The 15,482-nt window shown below is 65.7% G+C and carries 15 protein-coding genes; 13 read left to right on the forward strand and 2 right to left on the reverse strand.

All coding sequences use genetic code 11. The features are described from left to right. Positions 1-41: 41 nt before the first annotated feature. Complete coding sequence (locus tag MJ8_RS02575) at positions 42-500, reverse strand: YbhB/YbcL family Raf kinase inhibitor-like protein (RefSeq protein WP_201412945.1); 459 nt, start codon at positions 498-500, stop codon at positions 42-44. A 558-nt stretch (positions 501-1,058) separates the two neighbouring features. On the opposite strand from MJ8_RS02575, the gene MJ8_RS02580 reads away from it, so the two are divergent. The 13 genes from MJ8_RS02580 to MJ8_RS32115 all read left to right on the forward strand — a co-directional run bounded on the left by MJ8_RS02580 (position 1,059) and on the right by MJ8_RS32115 (position 14,256). Then, positions 1,059-2,594, forward strand: coding sequence for a sugar ABC transporter ATP-binding protein (locus MJ8_RS02580; RefSeq protein WP_201412946.1), 1,536 nt, complete (start codon positions 1,059-1,061; stop codon positions 2,592-2,594). Then, a complete protein-coding gene (locus tag MJ8_RS02585) occupies positions 2,591-3,583 on the forward strand; it encodes an ABC transporter permease (RefSeq protein WP_201412947.1) in 993 nt (330 codons plus the stop codon). Before MJ8_RS02580 ends, MJ8_RS02585 begins: the two co-directional genes overlap by 4 nt. 20 nt (positions 3,584-3,603) lie before the next feature. Further along, positions 3,604-4,608 carry an ABC transporter permease gene (locus tag MJ8_RS02590; RefSeq protein ID WP_201412948.1) on the forward strand — a complete coding sequence of 335 codons (1,005 nt, stop codon included), beginning with the start codon at positions 3,604-3,606 and terminating at the stop codon, positions 4,606-4,608. Between the two features lie 104 nt (positions 4,609-4,712). Continuing rightward, a complete protein-coding gene (locus MJ8_RS02595; RefSeq protein WP_201412949.1) occupies positions 4,713-5,933 on the forward strand; it encodes a sugar ABC transporter substrate-binding protein in 1,221 nt (406 codons plus the stop codon). 65 nt (positions 5,934-5,998) lie between these two features. After that, complete coding sequence (gene hisD / locus MJ8_RS02600) at positions 5,999-7,288, forward strand: histidinol dehydrogenase (RefSeq protein ID WP_201412950.1); 1,290 nt, start codon at positions 5,999-6,001, stop codon at positions 7,286-7,288. A gap of 23 nt (positions 7,289-7,311) precedes the next feature. Further along, entirely contained in the window at positions 7,312-8,355 is a 1,044-nt protein-coding gene (locus MJ8_RS02605; RefSeq protein WP_201412951.1) for a LacI family DNA-binding transcriptional regulator, read from the forward strand. Then, positions 8,348-8,962 carry a hypothetical protein gene (locus tag MJ8_RS02610; RefSeq protein ID WP_201412952.1) on the forward strand — a complete coding sequence of 205 codons (615 nt, stop codon included), beginning with the start codon at positions 8,348-8,350 and terminating at the stop codon, positions 8,960-8,962. Before MJ8_RS02605 ends, MJ8_RS02610 begins: the two co-directional genes overlap by 8 nt. Continuing rightward, positions 8,886-9,809: an N-acyl homoserine lactonase family protein gene (locus MJ8_RS02615; protein ID WP_201412953.1), complete on the forward strand. Its 924-nt coding sequence runs from the start codon at positions 8,886-8,888 to the stop codon at positions 9,807-9,809. Before MJ8_RS02610 ends, MJ8_RS02615 begins: the two co-directional genes overlap by 77 nt. Then, on the forward strand, positions 9,809-10,747 hold the full coding sequence (locus MJ8_RS02620) for a 3-hydroxyacyl-CoA dehydrogenase (RefSeq protein ID WP_225248109.1): 939 nt from the start codon (positions 9,809-9,811) through the stop codon (positions 10,745-10,747). Before MJ8_RS02615 ends, MJ8_RS02620 begins: the two co-directional genes overlap by 1 nt. Before the next feature lie 13 nt (positions 10,748-10,760). Beyond that, positions 10,761-11,510, forward strand: coding sequence for an SDR family NAD(P)-dependent oxidoreductase (locus MJ8_RS02625; RefSeq protein WP_201412954.1), 750 nt, complete (start codon positions 10,761-10,763; stop codon positions 11,508-11,510). A gap of 40 nt (positions 11,511-11,550) precedes the next feature. After that, positions 11,551-12,555: a 4-hydroxythreonine-4-phosphate dehydrogenase PdxA gene (gene pdxA, locus MJ8_RS02630; protein WP_201412955.1), complete on the forward strand. Its 1,005-nt coding sequence runs from the start codon at positions 11,551-11,553 to the stop codon at positions 12,553-12,555. Continuing rightward, positions 12,552-13,670 (forward strand): four-carbon acid sugar kinase family protein, encoded by a 1,119-nt coding sequence (locus MJ8_RS02635; protein WP_201412956.1) that lies wholly within the window; start codon positions 12,552-12,554, stop codon positions 13,668-13,670. Before pdxA ends, MJ8_RS02635 begins: the two co-directional genes overlap by 4 nt. A gap of 112 nt (positions 13,671-13,782) precedes the next feature. Continuing rightward, on the forward strand, positions 13,783-14,256 hold the full coding sequence (locus MJ8_RS32115; protein ID WP_225248110.1) for a hypothetical protein: 474 nt from the start codon (positions 13,783-13,785) through the stop codon (positions 14,254-14,256). A 13-nt stretch (positions 14,257-14,269) separates the two neighbouring features. On the opposite strand, the gene MJ8_RS02645 is transcribed toward MJ8_RS32115, so the two are convergent. After that, positions 14,270-15,382, reverse strand: a complete 1,113-nt coding sequence (locus tag MJ8_RS02645) for a lactonase family protein (protein ID WP_201412957.1) — start codon at positions 15,380-15,382, stop codon at positions 14,270-14,272. Positions 15,383-15,482: the final 100 nt, after the last annotated feature.

Consider the following 15,482-nt stretch of genomic DNA (forward strand, 5'->3'; position numbering starts at 1 on the left):
GTTCGTGCGGGAGGCACAATCGAACGCCGAAGTCCGCTTCATCAGCGGCTTTCATATGTGCCGACGAGGTCGGTGGTGGCGATCGTGTGCGGCCCCGCATGGGCCAGAAGATCGGCTATTCCCGTTTCTCCGCCGGATTCCAGCGTCTCCACATCGAGGGCTGAAAGGCGGAAGTGATAGTGGTGAACGCCATGGCCCTTCGGCGGCTGGGGGCCGTCGTAATGGGCATTGCCGAAGTCGTTCACGCCTTGGCGGAAACGTTCCGGCCCGGCGGTGCCTTCCGGCAGGCGGTCCCGCCCGGCGGCGATGTCATAGACCGCCCAATGGCGAAACATGCCGCGTGGCGCGTCGGGATCCTCGACGACAAGCAGGAAGCTTCTGGTGCCGGACGGCGCGTCCTTCCACCGCAGGGGCGGAGACAAGTTGCCTCCGTTGCGGACATAGGGTTCGGGGATGGTCTGCCCGTTTTCAAAGGCTGGACTCTCAAGCGTGAAAGCCATGGCGGGAACTCCGTGCTCTTATCGCGTTCTTCCCGAAGGAAATTCACGGACGATCCTTGCTCGGATCGATGGAGCGCAATCGCTGCTGGTTTCTTGGGAACGCCGGGCATCGGCGGGGGTTCCAGCCCCGATGGATGTTCGCAAGCGCAGCTATCTCCGGAAAAGTTGCGCGGACGGATGCGACGCAGGTCGTGTCCGGCGAAAGAACTGGCAGGTCAGAGCGGAAGCAGCGACGCGGAGCTGGAGATATCGAAGGTTTGCCGGCAGGATTTTGGGATATTGAATCCAGAAGCTGCCGGGACAATGGGTAACCCGTCATGCGCGTTCTGGTCCCGATCGCGGCGATTGCGGCGATGTTCTTGCAGTGCTGTATCTTGGATTGCTGATCCTCGCGGCACGACGGATCGATGACAGGGTCTCGCGATCGCGTTCGCCTGAAACGGCTCTAACATTCCTGTGATGGATTTCCCGTTGACAACGAACATCGCTTTGTGAAACGGTGAGAACGTTCTCAGAGAACGTTCTCACCGCAGCTGCGACCTTACCTTGGGAGGAGGTATGAGCACCGACGAGACCCGGCTGGCCGTCCGCATCGCCAAGATCGCGAAGTCCTACGGGGCGACCGTTGCGCTCGATTCCGTTTCCATCGACCTGCGTCCGGGCGAGGTCCATGCGCTGCTGGGCGAGAACGGCGCCGGCAAGTCGACGCTGGTGAAGATCCTCAGCGGCGTGGTGAAGCCGGACAGCGGATCGATGTCGATCTTAGGCTCGCCCTACACGCCGCACGACATCGTCGATGCGCGCGCGCAAGGCGTGGCGACGGCTTTCCAGGAGCTCAGCCTGCTGCCCAATCTCACCATCGCCGAGAATCTGATGCTGCCGAAAATGCCGAGGGGTATGCTCGGCCTGGCGTCGCATCGCACGGCCACGGCCTCCGCCGGCAGGATCCTTAAGGATTATGGTCTCGCGCATTTCGATCCCGACACGCCGGTCGGCGTGCTCTCGCTTTCGGACCGTCAGCGGCTCGAAATCGTCCGCGCCTTCACCCATGCCGCGAAACTGCTGATCCTCGACGAGCCGACGGCGGCGCTGGCCGACGTCGAATGGCTGTTCGAGCTCGTGCGCCGGCAAAAGTCCCGGCAGACCGCCATCCTCTATATTTCCCATCGTCTCGGCGAAGTGCGCACCTTGTGCTCGCGCGCCACCATCCTGCGCAACGGCCGCAGCATCGGCACGGTCGAGCTTTCCGGCGCTTCGGATGAGAACATCTTCGAGATGATGGTCGGCCGCAGCGCGCGTGAGACCATCACGACGCCGCCGTCGGCCGGTGGGGCCGCGCCCGTCGCGCTCGGCGTCAAGGCCTTGTCGGGCGGCATCCTCAGAGACGTGTCGTTCAATGTCAGGCAGGGCGAGATCGTCGGCATCGCCGCGCTCGAAGGCCAGGGCCAGCGCGACCTCTTCAGGACGCTGATCGGACTTGCCAAGGCCAAGGGCGGAACCGTCGAGATCGACGGCGTGCGCGCCCAGATCGCCAGCCCGGGCGCCGCGCTCCATTTCGGCAACGGCCTCGCCTACCTGCCCGAGGACCGCAAGTCGGAAGGCATCCTCGCCGGCCTCACCACGGCCAGCAACATGGTGCTGCCGATCATCTCCCGCATCGCGCGGGGCGGCATCGTCTGGCCGGCCGGCGAGCGCCGCGCCGCGCGCGAAACAGCCGCGGTGGTCGATCTGCAGGAGCGCTATCTGCATTTCAAGATCGACGAATTGTCCGGTGGCAACCAGCAGAAGGCGCTGCTGGCACGCGTCATCATGACTGGCGCGCGCACACTGCTGCTCTTCGATCCGACTCGTGGCGTCGACGTCGGAACCAAGCAGTCGATCTACGAGGCGATCCGCAAATTCGCCGCCGATGGCGGCTCCGTGCTCTTCTACTCGTCCGAGCTGCCGGAACTCGTCCATCTCGCACATCGCTGTATCGTGCTCTATGGCGGCCGTATCTTCGCCGAATACCAGGGCGACGCCATCGACGAGCAGACGATCGTCGGCGCGCTGATCGGCCATGCGCGCGGCGCGAAGACGGAGGTGGCGGCATGAGCGCGGTCACGGCAAGTCCCGTATCCCGCCGCTCGCCCTTCTGGCGCGCCGTCATCAGCGGCACCGGCATCGTCGCGCTGATCTATGTGCTGCTCTACGCGCTCTATGCGTTCTGGCAGCCCGATGCGCTCTCGCTCTACACATTCACCGATCTCGTCAACAATTCGACACCGCTGGCGCTCGCGGCGGCGGGCGAAACGCTGGTCGTCATCAGCCGCGGCTTCGACCTGTCCGTCGCCGGCGTCGTCTCGCTGACCAACGTGCTGATGGCCGTCTATCCGCTCGACGGCCCGGGCGGAGCGCTGGCCAGCCTCTTGATGTGCTGCGCCATCGGCGCCTTCGTCGGCGTGATCAACGGCATTCTGGTCGCCAGGCTTGGGCTTCAGACCATCGCCGCGACGCTGGGCACCATGATCATCTGCCAGGGACTGGCGCTGGTCATTCTCGACGCGCCCGGCGGCATGGTCGCCGACTTCGTTACCTACACGCTGACCGACACGCTGTTCGGCGTCGTTCCGATCGCCGGCCTGTTCCTGGTCGCCGCCGTACTGCTGTGGCTGGCCTTCCGGCGAACCAACACCGGCATCGGCCTCTATGCGATCGGCGCCGACGAACAGTCGGCCCGTTTCTCAGGCGTGGCCGTCTCGGGCGTTCGCATCACCGCCTTCGTCGGCGCCGGCATCCTCTATGGCGTCGCCGGCTTCATGCTGAGCGCCCAGACCGCGACCGGCAACCCGACGGCGGGCACGCCGTTCCTGATGCTCACCTTCGCCGCCGTGGCGCTCGGCGGCACCCCGCTCAGCGGCGGCCGCGGCAGTCTCGTCGGCTCCATCCTCGGCGCCGGAACGCTCATGCTTTTGCAGAAGGTGCTGTTCTCGGGCGGCGTGTCGTCTTTCTACACCGGCATCTTCCAGGGCTTCGTGCTGGTGCTGGCGATCGTCTTCGGCAACACCGTGGCGCGCCTGCTCAAGAAGGACGAAGTCCGGTGAACGCGCATAAGGACATAGCGATGCCATTCGAGGCCTCCTCCGACCGGCGCGGCAGGCAGAAGCTCGACCGGGAAACGGTGAACACGCTTGTCGTGTTCGGCCTGAGCATCGTGCTCATCGTGTGTTCGCGCTTCATCAGCCCGGCGCTCGGCTCCTGGAGCCAGGTGCTGACGGTGCTGATCCTCGCCTCGTTCCTGATCATCCTGTCCTTCGGGCAGGGCCTCGTCATCCTGATCGGCGGACTGGACCTCTCGATCCCGGCCCTCATCACGCTTGGCGGCGTGCTGACCACGACCTGGATCGGCACGGGCGATGCCGGTGTCTGGTACATGCTGCCTGCCATCCTGCTCATTTGCGCCATGGTCGGCGCGATCAGCGGCATCGGCATCGTTTGGCTGAAGGTGCCGCCTTTCATCATGACGATGGCGACCTCGATCGTGGTCGCCTCGGTGGCGCTCGGCTATACCAGCGGCACGCCGCGCGGCGGTTCGCCATCGTCCCTGCTGTGGCTGATGAAGTCATGGTTCCTCGGCGTGCCGGTGGTCATCTACTTCACCATCGCCTTCATCCTGTTCGGCTGGCTGCTGCAGAACTTCACCGCGCTCGGGCGCCGGCTCCGCGCGCTCGGCACCAACAGGAGCGCCGCGCTCATCGCCGGCGTCGGCGTCACCCGGCTCGAGCTCGTGCCCTATGCGATCAGCGCCGCCTGCGCCGGCTTCGTCGGCATGATGCTGGTCGGCTATTCGAACGGGGCGACGCTCAGGATGGGCGACAGCTACATGCTCCCCTCGATCGCCGCCGTCGTGATCGGCGGCTCCTCGATCCTCGGCGGCAGCGGAACCTTCATCGGCACGGTCGGCGGCGCGATCCTTCTGACGACGCTCGGCACCATGATCTCGGCCATCGGGCTGAGTGAAGGATGGCGCACCATCATCGAGGGCGCGATCATCGTCGGGGCGCTGCTGGTGCTGCGGGGCGAGTTCCTGACCCACATCGGAAACCGCATGCTGACGCGGGGAAAATAACCATGCGCCTGCATGCCACTGCTTTTTGTCCAATTGTGAGAACGTTCTCACAGGCTCTGGTCCGGCACCTTAAAGGGCCAAATTCCAAAGGGAGGTAGATGGAAATGAAGCTATTGAAAAGACTGGGACTGGCCGCGTCGCTGACGCTTGCCACGACCGCGGGTGTCGCGACGGTCGTCGATCATGCCGAAGCGCAGGACAAGAAGCTCAAGGTCTATCTGTCGCTGAGCTATAGCGGCAACTCATGGCAGTCGGAGGCCGCGAACATCGTCAAGGCGTTGGCGCAGACGCCGCCCTACGACAAGACCGTGGAGCTGAAGGAGGTCATCTCCGGCACCGATCCGCAGGCGCAGATCTCCGCCTATGAAAGCATGATCCAGGATGGCGCCGACGGCATCATCAGCTTCCCGATCTCGTCGACCGCGCTGAACCGCACCATCCATCGGGGCTGCCAGAAGGGCGTGCTCTTCTTCATGTATGACGCGACGGTCACCGAGCCCTGCGCCTACAATGTCAGCTACATCACCGCCGGCTTCGGCGAGAACACCGCCCAGGCGCTGGTCAACATCCTAGGCGGCAAGGGCAACATCTTTCTCAGCCGCGGCGTTCCGGGCAACTCGGTCGACAAGCGTCATACCGACGGCGCCATGCACATCTTCAATCAGTATCCCGGCATCAAGGTGGTCGCTGAATACTATTCCTACTGGGATGACCGCACCACGCAGCAGGAGACGGCCAAGGCGCTTGCCGCGCATCCGGACGTCGACGGCATCTGGGCCCAGGCCGGCGAATACGGCGCCATCCAGGCGCAGCTCGACAAGGGCAACAAGCTGGTGCCGATGACCGGCGAGAACTCCGACGGCTTCCGCCTCGGCCTGGCCGATCCGAAGATGCAGGCAATGGGCCTCAAGGGCGTCTCGGCCGGCTCGCCGCCCGCCACCTCCGGCTACGCCTTCAAGCTGATGATGGAGATCCTGACCAAGAAGCGCGAGCTGAAGCCGATGAACATCGAATACCCGCTGCCGTGGGTACCGGCCGATCAGGTCAAGCCCTGCAAGGGCGACACCTTCGCCGACGGCTGCAACGTCTTCCCTACCGACAAGGTGCCGTCTTCCTTCGTCACCGAGGTGTTCAATCCCGAGCTTCTGCCGGAGCTGTCGCTGCAGTCGGCGCTGGAAGGCAAGCCGACGCCCGGAGCGACCATCCAGCCACTGCCGGCCGATGTGAAGCAGGCGCCCGACGCGCCCGGCATCAACTGCTCGTCCTGCAAGGCCCCAGCCGACGAATACAAGCTCACCAAGATCGAGCCGACGGTTAAGCCCTGACGATCAGCAATGCGACCGATGGACGGCATCCTGCCGTCCATCCCACCCAAGACAAGGATGAGAAAATGCCGACCTTTCTGAAGCGGGGCAGGGATCCCGAGGCTGTCGCCCAGGGCGACGCGGTTGTCCGCACGACCGTCGAGACGATCCTCGCCGATATCGAGAAACGGGGCGACGCCGCCGTCCGGGAACTGTCGGAGCGTTTCGACAAGTGGTCGCCGCAGAACTTCCGGCTGACCGAAAGCGACATAGAACAGGCCATCGCCAAGGTCTCGGCGAGGGACCTGGAGGACATCCGCTTCGCCCAGGCGCAGGTCCGCAATTTCGCCGAGAAGCAGCGCGCCTGTCTGCAGGACCTCGAGGTGGAAACGCTGCCGGGTGTCGTGCTTGGCCACAAGAACATTCCCGTCGAGACGGTCGGCTGCTACGTGCCGGGCGGCAAATATCCGATGGTCGCCTCCGCGCATATGAGCGTGGTCACCGCAAGGGTCGCCGGCGTGAAGAAGATCATCGCCTGCGCGCCGCCGTTCCAGGGCGGGCCGCATCCGGCGATCGTCGCCGCCATGCATATGGGCGGCGCCGACGAGATCTACGTCCTGGGCGGCGTGCAGGCCGTCGGCGCCATGGCGCTCGGAACCGAGACCATCGGCCGCGTCGACATGCTGGTCGGTCCCGGCAACGCCTTCGTCGCCGAGGCCAAGCGCCAGCTCTACGGCCGCATCGGCATCGATCTGTTCGCCGGCCCGACCGAGACGCTGGTGATCGCCGACGACAGCGTCGACGGTGAGATCTGCGCGACCGACCTGCTCGGCCAGGCCGAGCACGGCCCGACGAGCCCGGCGGTGCTTCTGACCAATTCGGAAAAGCTCGCCCGCGATACCATGGCGGAGATCGAGCGCCAGCTGAAGGTGCTGCCGACGGCCGAGATCGCCGCCAAGGCCTGGGCCGACTATGGCGAGGTGATCGTGTGCGATTCCTACGAGGAGATGGTCGCGGAAGCCGACCGGATCGCCTCCGAGCACGTGCAGGTGATGACGCGCGATCCCGACTATTTCCTGAACAACATGCGCAACTACGGCGCGCTGTTCCTCGGCCCGCGCACCAACGTCGCCTATGGCGACAAGGTCATCGGCACCAACCACACGCTGCCGACCAGGAAGGCGGCCCGCTACACCGGCGGTTTGTGGGTTGGCAAGTTCATCAAGACCTGCACCTATCAGCGCGTCTTGACCGACGAAGCGAGCGCCATGATCGGCGAATACTGTTCGCGCCTGTGTGTCCTGGAGGGTTTCTACGGGCATGCCGAGCAGGCCAACATCCGGGTCCGCCGCTACGGAGGTCGCAACGAGGCCTAAGACAGCGCGCCAACGGAGTTTTCATGTCGATCGTCGCCCGCAACAAGAACAGCAAGCCCCGCGTGACCGTCAAGGATCTGGCGCGCGACCTGGGCATGTCTGTTTCGACCGTCTCCAGGGCGTTTCACGCCGATGCCGTGATCGCCAAGGAAACGCGGGACGTGGTGCTGAACCGCGCGCGCGAGATCGGCTATTCGCCGAACCCTTTCGCGCGCAGCCTCATCACCAAGAAGACGCGCATCGTCGGCGTGGTCGTGGCCGACATCACGAACCCGTTCTATCCGGAAGTGCTCACCCGGCTCACCACCGAGCTGCGCGCCATCGACATGAATGTGATGCTGGTTGCGGCCGACCAGTCGGGCGAGGTCGATCAGGCGCTGCGCCTCCTCCTCAACTACCAGCCCGACCTCGCCATCATCCTCGCGGCGACCTTGTCTTCCGAAGCCGCGCAGGAATGCCGCAAGGCCGGCACGCCCGTGATCTTCTTCAACCGGCTGTCGGCTGACGAACACGCCTTTGGCATCTCCTGCGACAACATCCTCGGCGGCCGCAGCATTGCCGACTATCTGGTCGACACCGGCCACCGGCGCCTGGCCTACATCGCAGCACTTGCGGATGCCTCGACCAATGTCGCCCGTCACCGCGGCTTCAGCGAGCGCGCGGTCGAACGCGGCCTTGCCGCGCCCGTCGTCATCGAGGCGGGACAGTTCAGCTACCACGCAGGCTACGAGGCCGCGCGCAAGCTGCGCGATCTCAAGGAGATGCCCGACGGCGTATTCTGCGCCAACGACATCCTTGCCATCGGCTTCCTCGACGGTGTCCGGCGTGAGCTCGGCCTCGGCGTGCCGGACGACATCTCGATCGTCGGCTTCGACGACATCGAGATGGCCCACTGGCCTTCGCATGGACTGACGACGGTCCAGCAGCCCATCGAGAAGATGCTGGAGGCGACGGTCTCGCTGGCCAGGGAGCTCGGCACGAATGCCGGGCGAGAGCCGGTCGTCCAGATGATCCCGCCGGGCGCCGTGATCGAGCGCGCGACGACGCGCCGGAGGCATCATGGCTGACATGTCGGCAAGGCGATTCTTCGAGCGCGCGATCACCGTCCACCGCTACGACTGCGAGCTGATCGCGCCGCCGCCATCCGATGCCGAAGCCGGGCAATCCCGGTCGGCCGTCGAGATGGATGCCGCCGCCGACGGGGCCGTCGTCCGCTACGTGGTCGCCACTCGTCCCATCTATGACGCTCTGCGCCGGCTGATCGGCCAAGTCGCCGGCCTGCTGGTCCTGGCCGAAGCCGGCGGCCGCCGGGATGTGCTCGACCTGCCGGATATACCGGCGGCGCGCGAGCGCTGGGCCGAGGTCGAGCAGCGCCTGGGCGCCTTGCAGGCGCCGCGCGGCCTGGAGAGCCATCGCGCCCGTCTGGAGACCGCGCACGCGACCCTCGGCGAAGTGCTCGACGATTTCGGCCAGGCGCGCTTGCGGCGCGACTGGCAGCAGCATCTCGACCGGGCGGGAGACAGGATCAAGCACGCCTATGCCTGGCTGCAGGCGGCGTCGGAACCGCGGGCCGGCATGGCGCCGGTCGATTTCAATCATGCCTGCTGCAGTTGTGCGCAGCGATGGCGACATCAGGGAGGAAACGATGGGCCAATATTCGATCTGGGTGCTTGAGTACAGCTACGTCACCAACTACCACAAGAGCGGTGTGCTCTACGGCGCCCACAATCAAGGCTACGTCAAGCTTCCCTATTGCTATGCGCTGATCAAGGGCAACGGCCATGTCGCCATGGTCGATGTCGGCTACAACAACAAGGATTACGGCAAGCATCTCGGCGACAAGTTCGGCGTCGAGAACTGGCATTCGCCCGAGATCGTCCTCGGCGAGATCGGCCTGACGCCGAAGGACGTCGACACGGTCTTCATCACCCACGCCCATTTCGACCATTTCGGCAATGTCGAGGATTTTCCGAAGGCGACCTTCTACATCCAGGAGAAGGAGATCGCGAAATGGGTCTGGGCGATGTCGCTGCCGGACCGCATGCGCTGGATGAACGTCGCCGTCGACCCGGGCGATATCGTGCGCGGCGTCGACCTTGCCCGGCAGAAGCGGCTGGTGACGCTCGATGGCGCCAAGCAGGACGTGCTGCCGAATGTCGATCTCAATCCCGCCTTCGACAGCCACACCTATGGTTCGATGTGGGTCACCGTTCGCAACGGCAAGGAAGACAGCTGGGTGCTGGCGGGCGACCTGGTCTATGTCTTCGACAATATCGAGGGCTCGGGTGCTGCCGTCGATGTCGAGACGCTCTACGTCCCGGTGGGGCTTGCGGTCGGCAGCCAAACCAATCTCGTGCTGGCGACTGAGGAGATGATGAAGCAGGTGAATTACGAGGCGCGCCGCGTTATTCCCATTCACGAAGAACGGCTGAAGGACCGCTTCCCGTCGCGCATCACCAAGGACGGCCTGCGCATCACCGAAATCTGCCTCGCGGACGGCGAGAAATCGCGGGTGCAGTAATGGGGGCAATGCGCAAGGTCGCCATCGTCGGGGCAGGGCTCGTCGGCCGCGGCTGGGCGATCGTCTTCGCCCGGGCGGGGCATGACGTGGCCATCTATGACGGCAGCGCCGGGATCCGGGCGGCGGTGATCGACAGGATACAAGCCAGTCTCGCCGACATGCAGGAAGCCGGGCTGGTCGACGCCATCGATCCCGTCCTGCGGCGGTTGCGCGTGGTCGACACGCTGGAGGCCGCGGTTGCGGGCGCCGACTATATCCAGGAGTCGGTGCTCGAACGGCGTGACGTCAAGCAGGCCGTCTGCCTCGAGATCGACCGGGCGATGCGGCCGGACGCTGTCGTGGGCAGTTCAAGCTCGGGCATTCCCGCCTCTGCCTTCACGGAGGAATGCCTCAACCGGGCCCGCTTCCTCGTCGCGCATCCCGTCAACCCTCCGCATCTGATCCCGCTGGTCGAACTTGTTCCGGCGCCATGGACCGATGCCGAGGTCGTGCCGTGGCTGCGGGAGCAAATGGAACAGGCGGGTCAGGCAGCCATCGTCGTGCGCAAGGAGGTCGACGGTTTCGTCCTCAACCGGCTGCAGGGAGCCTTGCTCAATGAGGCCTGGGCCTTGTTGGAGGAGGGCGTCGCAAGTGCCGGCGACATCGACCTGACCGTGTCGCACGGGCTTGGCTACCGCTGGTCCTTCATGGGACCGTTCGAGACGATCGACCTCAACGCGCCGGGCGGGATCGCCGATTATGCACGGCGCCTGGGGCCGCTCTATCATGCGATCGCGCTGGCAAGGCGCGACCCGGCGCCCTGGTCCGAAGCGCTCATCGCCAAAGCCGAGGCCGAGCGCCGCGAAAAGCTTTCGGCATCCCAGCTTGGTGAACGCAGCGCCTGGCGCGACCGCAATCTCATGGCGCTGGTCGCGCACAAGCGACGCACCGGCGTCTGAAACGGAGACGGGCATGCCGGCAATGCTGCAAGACAAGGTCGCCCTGGTGACCGGAGGGACCGGCGGTATCGGGGCCCGGATCGTGTCCAGGCTGGCGCAGCAAGGGGCCTCGGTCGTCATCGGTTACAACAGCTCGCGCCAGGCGGCCGAAGCGCTGGTCTCGACGCTGGCGCCTGGCGACCACATGGTCGCCGAGGCGGCCGTCACCGACAGCGGTTGCCTGGCGCGGCTGTCCAACCAGATCGAAAAGAGGTTCGGCCGGCTGGATATATTGGTCAATTGCGCCGGCATAACCCGCTTCGTGCCGCATCCGGACCTCGACAGCCTGGACGACGCGCTGATCGACCGCATCCTCAGCGTGAACGTGCGCGGCGTCATCGCCACGACGCGGGCGGTGCGGCCGCTGCTCGACCGCACCGGCGACGGCGTCGTCGTCAACATCTCGTCGATCGCGGGTGTGACCGCCATGGGCAGCAACATCGCCTATTGCGCGTCCAAGGCCGCGGTCGACAATCTGACCAAATCGCTGGCGCGCGCGCTCGCGCCGAAGATCAGGGTGGTGTCGGTTTCGCCCGGCGTCGTCGACACCGATTTCATCAAGGGCCGCGACGAATCCTGGCGCGATGAACAGGCGAGCCGGACGCCGCTTGGCCGATTGGGCACGCCTGACGACGTCGCCGAGGCAGTTCTGGCGGCCACGGCGCAGCTTCGCTTCGCGACAGGAGTTATCATTCCGGTCGACGGCGGGCGACCTTTGGCGTGATTGTGTCCCTAACGTTCGCACGGCCCTGGTGGAGAGCTGAATGACCGCAACCATTGCCATCACCGTCGGGGATCCGGCGGGCGTCGGGCCCGAGATCGCGCTCAAGGCCGGCCGGCATTTCGAGCCGCAACTCGGGGCCGGGGGCTTTCGGCTGCGCATAATCGGGTCGCTGGCGGCGTTAGGCGAGGCCGCCCGGTCGCTCGACCTGCCGTTGCCCGCCGTCGCGCAAGCGGACGAGCCGCTCGGCATCTGGCCGATCGCGGGTTCCGCCGCCACGATCGGTCAAGTCTCCGCGGAAGGCGGCAGGCAGGCCTACGAGGCTGTGGCCGAGGGCGTGCGCCGCACGATGGCGGGCGAGGCGTCGGCCATCGTCACCGCGCCGCTCAATAAGGAATCGCTGCATCTGGCGGGTCATCGCTTCCCGGGCCATACCGAACTGCTGGCGGCGCTGACCGGGGCGCGCGACAGCGCGATGATGCTCGCGCACGGATCCTTCCGCGTCAGCCATGTCACGACGCATATCGCGCTCGAAGATGTGCCGAAGCGGGCGACGGAGCCGCGCATGCGCCGAGTGCTCGACCTGACGATCGAAGCCTTGAAGCATCTGGGGATCGCCGCCCCTCGCGTCGCGATCGCCGCGCTCAATCCGCATGCCGGCGAGGGCGGCATTTTCGGCACCCACGATATCCGCGTCACGGAGCCGATCGTCGCCGACTACCGGGCGCGCGGCCATGATGTCCATGGTCCTGTCCCGGGCGACACCGTCTTCGTGAAGATGCGCGGCGGCGCCTATGACGCGGTCGTGGCCATGTATCACGACCAGGGCCATATTCCGGTGAAGCTGCTCGGCTTCCAGATCGACCCGCGAACCGGGGAATGGCTCGGCCTGAGCGGGGTCAATATCACGCTCGGCCTGCCGATCGTGCGCACCTCCGTCGACCACGGCACCGCCTTCGACATCGCCGGCCGCGGCATCGCCCGCGAAAGCAGCCTCATCGAGGCGATCGACTACGCCTTGTCGCTCACCGCGGAGAAGGCCGCGTGAACAATGGCCCGACCGGGCGCGGCGTTGGCAAGCAGGATGTCCTGATCGTAGCCGACGACATTACCGGCGCGCTCGACACCGCCGGCTATTTCGCCACGCCCGAAAACCCGATCCAAGTCTGGCTCGATCGACCGCCTGCCATCTCCGGCGGCGATGCGATCGACCTCGACACACGCGATCTCGACGAGGCAACGGCTTCTAGGCGCGTGGCGGAAATTTTTGCCGGCCGCCAACGAGGTCTGCTCTCGTTCAAGAAGATCGATAGCGTCATGCGCGGCCATCCGATCGCGGAGGCCGCCGCCGCCTTCCGCGCCGGGCGGTTCCGACGGGCCCTTCTTGCTCCTGCATTCCCGGCAATGGGCAGGGTCACGGTCGACGGACGCCAGCTTGTGCTCTCGCCGGAAGGCAAGGCGCAGCAGGTTGGGCCGGCCCTGGCCGATGCATTGTCGAGCCAAGGCATCCCTGCCGCGATGCTGGGCAAAGGCGCTGCGCCGGGCGGATTTGTTGTCGCCGATGCCTCCAGCGACGCCGAGCTTGCGGATGCGGTCGCTGCGTTCGGGGCGGGCGAAGACGATCTCTATATCGGCACCGGCGGACTGGCCTCGGTGCTCGCCGGGCGGGCGTCTCCCCACTTGCAGCCGCCGGCGATCGATCTGGCGATCTGCGGGACCAACCATCCGGCGACGCTGCGCCAGATCGCGGCGGTTCCCGGACTGCGGACCTTGGCGATGGACGGCGGCAGCGCCATGCAGCCCACGCCGCCGGTGGCGTTGGTGGCTCCCTCGAATGCCGTCTCGGTTCCGGAGGCGCGCGCCATGATCGAGCGGTCGCTCGAGCGGCTCGTCGCCACCGCGCCGCGCCCGCGGGCCGTGCTCGTGACGGGCGGATGGACCTTGCGGTTGCTGGTCCGCGTTTGCGCTGCCTCCCGTCTTCTCTGCCAGGGTTTGTACGAGCCGGGTGTTGCGATGAGCCGGATGGTCGCGGGCGCGTGGAACGGAACCGCGATCGTCTCGAAATCCGGCGGATTTGGCGGCGACGATTTGCTCGCTCGTTTGTTCGCCCTGAGCACAAGGGAAAGCGCCCAAGGAAATCCCTATGCCGGCGGCGGCAACTAGGCTAAGGGCTTCTGTCAGAGCGATGCTTATGAGGATTTCGGTTTTGGGTGGGAAACTGGCGCAGGTACGGGTTCAATCCGGATTGCTTGCGCGACCAGACAATCTCCTTGCGATGCTTGGCATTGCGCTCGCGCTTGCCGCTTGCCAATCGACCCCGGAGACGCAGCCTGTTGCCGACCCGCAACCTGCTCCGGTCGCCGCTCCCGCTCCGGCCTCGCCGAATTCGGCTGTGCTCGATCAGACGGTCGCGGTCGTCCCGCCCGGCAAGGGCGTCCCGGCGAGATACGCCGCCTTCTCCGGCATCTGGGCGGGGCAGCTCAACGGCATGTATGATGGCAAGCTCGCGGTGCTGACAGTGTCCTCGGGCGGACAGGTGACGGCCAGCTACGCATGGGGCGATCTGGCCGACAACAAGCCGGGCGTTGCCGACGGCTCCGGCAGGATTTCCGGCAACACGTTGAAGCTCGGGCGCCTGCCGAACGGCGCGGACATCACCGCCACGATGCCGTCGCCTGGAACGCTCAACGTCACCTACGCGCTTGCCGGCCAGACCTATACCGGCTCGTTTGCGCGGGTCGGCCAGTAAGCAACGCGAGCTGCTAGAATTGGAGCGGGTCCTCGATGATCCGCACGCACATCGGCGTTCCGATCTCGATGGCTTGGCCGGTATCGGTCAGCCGGCCGCTCTGCTCGTCGCGGGCGAAGATCGAGATACGGTCGGCATTCTGGTTGGCTGAAAACAGATGCTTGCCGGACGGCGTCAGCGCCAGGTTGCGCGGCGTCGCGCCGCCGCAGGGTGCGAAGCCGACTGGATCGAGCTTTCCCGATTGCTGATCGACAGCGAAGATGGCGACGCTGTCATGGCCTCTGTTGGAGCCGTAGAGGAAGCGGCCGTCGGGCGAAATCTGGATGTCGGCGCAGTGATTATGCGCGCGTGCCTCTCCGGGCACTGCCGGCTTGGCGTCGATTATCTCGAGCCGACCCGAGGATTGGTCGAGCGCCAGCGACACCACCGTCGAGTCCAGCTCGTTCATGACGAAGACAAAGCGGCCGTTCGGATGCAGCGCGACGTGACGCGGCCCGGCGCCGGGCGTGAGCGCAGAGGAAGCGAGCTTCACCAGCGCGCCGTCGGGCCCGATCCGGTAGGAGACCAATTGGTCGATGCCGAGATCGGCGACGATGGCGACGCCGCCCTGGATGGTTTCGGTGACGCTGTGCGCATGCGACCGCTCCTGCCGCTCGGCGTTGGGGCCGGTACCCGAATGCGCCACGCTCGCCAGCGGCGCCGTCAGGCCCCCGTCGGCCGCAAAACCGAACACGGCGACCGCCTTGTCGGGGCCGCCGCTGCCCATGCCGTAGTTCGCCACCAGCAGCTTGCTGCCGTCGCGGGTGATCGTGTTGTGCGCGGTGATGCTGCCGAGCGATGGCTGCTTGTTGATGTAGGCGAGTGAATTCGTGGCGCGCTCGAAGCGATAGGCGGTGACCGTTCCCTCGCGCCAGGCGAAGACTTCCGAATTGGCATAGATGCGGGAGCCATCCGGCGTCACCGACAGGAAGGTCGGATTGTCGACCTCATTGGTCTCGGCCAGCTTCTGCACGGCAAGCGTCGCCTCGTCGAAGGCATACACGCCAAGGCCGACGCCGCGCGCGCCCTGGAAATAGGGCGCTTCGCGGTTGAGGCTGCCGACAAAGACAAGACAGGCGCTTTGCATCGATCTTCCTCCTAAGCAGGTTCCGCAAAGTGTTCCCGCGGTTTGCGAAGAGAACCTGCGAAAACAACAATCCCTAAGCAGGTATTCGTGGGCTTGCCCG

It is taken from the genome of Mesorhizobium sp. J8 (assembly GCF_016591715.1).
In the GTDB taxonomy this organism is placed as follows: Bacteria; Pseudomonadota; Alphaproteobacteria; order Rhizobiales; family Rhizobiaceae; genus Mesorhizobium.